We start from the raw sequence: 2,522 nt of genomic DNA, 5'->3' as shown, positions 1-2,522 counted from the left end.
TCTACGCCCGCGTCGCCCAGCGCCTCCTCGCCCTTGCCGCTGTGATCTGGCACAACTGGAAGATCAACAGCCCAGTCAAGAGGTCACTGATCGCCTACGACCACTGACCAAGGTTGGGAATTACTCATCTAGGCGCAAAGCGTGCGGCAGACTTGGTCGTTGGTAGCCGCTGCCGGGTGAGCACTCCTCCTGACTGGGTGTGTTCGGAGCCCTGAGCTAAGGCCGTGCCCCCGGTGGTGTGCCAGGAGGTCGATCGCTGTTGGGATGTCGTGCCGGCTCTGTTCGCTGGGGGTCGTGAGCACTGGTCCATTAGTCCGCGGGTACTCCTCCTCGGCTCGGGTGCCGGACGACAGACACCGATTGTCGAGGCTAGGAGGTGCTGGGGATGTTGTTCATCGGAGATGACTGGGCAGAAGATCACCACGATGTGGAGGTCCAGGACGAGCAGGGTGAAGGTCGTGGTCCGCGCGCATCAGACGATGATCTGGGAGCGAACCCGGCACATGCTGCGGCTTCGGGCCGCGCTGCGAGAGTACTTCCCCGCGATCCTGGCGGTCTGCGACACGGTCGACCTGTCGTTGACCAGCCGCCAACCCGGTCTCGGCCGATCCTCGGTGCCCGGGTGCTTGCAGAATTCGGCGATGCCCCAGGCCGTTACTGCAGCTCCAAGGATCGCAAGAACTATGCAGGGACCAGTCCGACCACCCGGCAATCTGGGAGCATGCAGATCGTCGCGGCCCGCTACATTCACAACGATCGGCTCGTCGACGCTCTCCAGGGACAGGCCTCCTGCGCGATTCTGCACGACCCCGAAGTCCGCAGCTATTACGACCAGCTCCGCGCCCGCGGCACCAAGCACAACGCCGCTCTCCGCCAGGTCGCCAACCGGCTCGTCGGTATCCTCCACGGCTGCCTCAACGCCCGAACCCGATACGACCGGAACATGGCATGGGCCCATCGACACATCGTCGCTGCTTGACAATCAACTTCCAGGGATGTCTTGGCTCAAATTGGTGCGACCATAAATCGGTACATCGCGCGGTCACAACAGTCACATGCGTCGCTGCGCCGAGCGACACCCGATCTGCCCGGCTCTTAGCGACAATCGCCTGACCTGCGGTGTTGTTCCCAAGTTGTCCGTGGCCGTTCGGGTTGGGAGGTGGCGTTGACCTGCAAAAACCGACTTGTCGCGCGTAGCTGGGCAGGGCGGCCCTCGCCTCCGGCAGAGGCCAGTGTTGCGAATGTGACTACAGAGCAATACAGACCAGCAGGAGCAGAACTCGGTTCAGATTGAGTTATGTTGCGCGCCTTCGTAGTTCGGAGTAGCCCCCCGATTCGCTTCTTCGCGTCCAAGTGCTCCTGAGCGACCGGCCCGCCATGAAGACTCCCGCAGCGCGCCGGAACTCTGCGTTCTAGTGCACAATTTTAGACGCGTCACGAAGCAAACTCACGGGTCAGCAGGTTCCAGTGATGTCGAGCTGTGAATCGTAAGCCAAGTCGGGTCATCCGTCGATCTGGCCGGGCCGCGACTTGCGTATGACGTAGGTGAGATTGTTGTGCCGCCACGCTAGAGCACCAAACGACAAGGCCGACAAGGCTTTCGCGTATGCCCGAGTCACCCGGACCCGAGCGCCGGTGCCGCGCACATAGTAGGTATGGCCGCGCTCTTCCAAGATTGAGCATCCATTTCTGTTGCAGAAGTCGCGTATCCCGTCACGGGAAATGAGGGGCGCATAGTAGGTGGGAAACGGCGAGTGACCCGGTTTTCCAGCGTGGGGATAGCGAACGAAGTACCGGTAATACGCGATATGAACCCCGAAGGGCAGGCGCCTTGCGGTCCAGCCGTATACCGAGTCCCTGTCGGGGATCCGCAGTACCAGAAGCCCATCCGGCTTGAGCCCGTTGAGCATGTTCACCAGCGCGCCCTCGGCGTCAGGTATGTGCTCGAGCACGAACGAGTTGTAGATGACGTCGTAGCGGCCGGCCGGAATGGTCGCCGGCACCGTCAGATCGCCGATGATCGCCTCGTCCAGGTCTCCCATCTTGTCGATACGGCTTTGAAGCGCATCAGCATCGAGGTCGATACCGGTCAGCCGACAGTCGACGCCTTCGAGATCCAGTGGCCAGTCGAGCCCGCAACCGGCTTCGAGGATCTCCAGTGGGCCGCCGAGACCTTTGATGATCGACGAAACGAGTGTCACTTCCTCGTTGTAGGTGTCGACGGTCTTCAACTCCGTCCCAGTACTCAACTTGGTCCTCCGCGGGTTTCGTTGACGACCGGCTTCCCGTCCGTGACCCAAACGGTAGCGGCATTGTAGACCTCCCCCGGTTTCCCGGAGACTTTTCTATCTGGGACCGACTCCCTCGAGTTGGAGGGTAGCTCGCTTGGGGGTCATGCTGCTGCTGGCTGGTCTTCCAGGCAGCTTCGTACTCGTCGGGTGAGAGTCCGTCGAGGCCTTCTTGGATGCGACGTGGGTTGTACCATCCGTCGATGTAGCGGAACAACATCCCCTGCGCTTGTG

Annotated in this window: 1 protein-coding gene and 2 pseudogenes; 2 read left to right on the top strand and 1 reads right to left on the bottom strand. The window is 61.5% G+C overall.

The genetic code is table 11. The features are described 5' to 3' along the window. Both EET03_RS21715 and EET03_RS21710 read left to right on the top strand, forming a co-directional pair. A pseudogene (locus tag EET03_RS21715) lies at nt 1–107 on the top strand (IS982 family transposase); the annotation flags it as partial. Nucleotides 108–449: 342 nt separating this feature from the next. Next, nucleotides 450–979: pseudogene (locus EET03_RS21710) on the top strand (transposase); the annotation flags it as partial. A gap of 523 nt (nt 980–1,502) precedes the next feature. On the opposite strand, the gene EET03_RS21700 reads toward EET03_RS21710, so the two are convergent. Beyond that, a complete protein-coding gene (locus EET03_RS21700) occupies nt 1,503–2,249 on the bottom strand; it encodes a class I SAM-dependent methyltransferase (protein ID WP_208649116.1) in 747 nt (248 codons plus the stop codon). Between the last annotated feature and the right edge of the window lie 273 nt (nt 2,250–2,522).

Origin of the sequence: Mycobacterium innocens, from assembly GCF_900566055.1 — a bacterium.
GTDB classification, from domain to species: Bacteria; Actinomycetota; Actinomycetes; order Mycobacteriales; family Mycobacteriaceae; genus Mycobacterium; species Mycobacterium innocens.
Note: the sequence above shows the minus strand (reverse complement) of the source record. Positions and strands in the feature narration are given on the sequence as shown.